Source organism: Lacinutrix sp. YIN62, from assembly GCF_057219185.1.
In genome coordinates this window covers 1-923 of sequence record NZ_JBXVVH010000078.1, presented here as the reverse complement: position 1 = coordinate 923, position 923 = coordinate 1, and the positions used below count along the sequence as shown (strand labels likewise).

Sequence of the window (923 nt, the reverse complement as noted above, 5' to 3'; positions counted from 1 at the left end):
CATAAAAAATGAAAAATTTACTACTATTTATTATCTGTATTTCGGCTTTAAGCTGTAAATCTCAAACCATAATTAACAACGAAAACTTTAGAAACGTACGTATACCAAGTGGTGCTTATATAAAAGATGTTAACAACCACCACGATGCCGTTGTAGGCACCTGGCTTTGGAACAATGGAAATGGCAGTTCTTTTGAGCTTTTAATTGAAGAAATAGAAATGGAACCTGATCCACTTCCTGGATCTACAATTTTTTGGGATCAATTATATGGGAAATATAAATTTATTGATGAAGGTGTTGAAAAAGTAAACGTTTTAACTACAGAGTATTCAGAACCAGATTTAGCCCCTTTTTATATGACTATTTATACTCCAAATAAATATTTACTTGTCATTACAGATTTGTCCACAGGCAAAGGATACGAAGGCGAATTCATATTAACATCTGCAACCACAGCAACAATGGAATTAAGAATGTCTGAAGGAATTAAAATAATAGACCCCAATGTTCCCGATTTACCTTTTTCTATACCCACATCTATGGTGTTAACAAAGCAATAAAAACGAAGCACAATCAGGTACGTTGTAAAAAATAGTAGTTAAGGAGTAAACTTAAAATTTGTTTATTGTGTTATATGCTTAGTATCTGTTTGATATTTTTATGAAATATAGGTTTTGCTATCATCATTCTTTCTGTAGTTTTATGGGAAATACTTTTTTTGAATTGAGATCTGTTTATTCTAAAACAAAATTCATCGAAATAAGCTTGAATATGCCATTTGATCACATGAGTTGGTATAGCTCTAAACCAAGATTTAATTGGCATTATTACAATATGTAATTCTTTCCTTGATTACTTAATTTTTGCTCAATGTTATATTTTTCTTTTTAGAGTCATAACTACGCCCTTGTTTAGCTGCTTCT

Annotated in this window: 1 protein-coding gene and 1 pseudogene; one reads left to right on the top strand and one right to left on the bottom strand. The window is 30.7% G+C overall.

Features of this window, described 5'->3' with window-relative positions; genetic code table 11:
* The first annotated feature begins 8 nt into the window (after positions 1-8).
* Entirely contained in the window at positions 9-560 is a 552-nt protein-coding gene (locus tag AC2D8I_RS16255; RefSeq protein ID WP_484707168.1) for a DUF6705 family protein, read from the top strand.
* A gap of 70 nt (positions 561-630) precedes the next feature.
* On the opposite strand, the pseudogene AC2D8I_RS16250 reads toward AC2D8I_RS16255, so the two are convergent.
* A pseudogene (locus tag AC2D8I_RS16250) lies at positions 631-887 on the bottom strand (IS1595 family transposase); the annotation flags it as partial.
* Between the last annotated feature and the right edge of the window lie 36 nt (positions 888-923).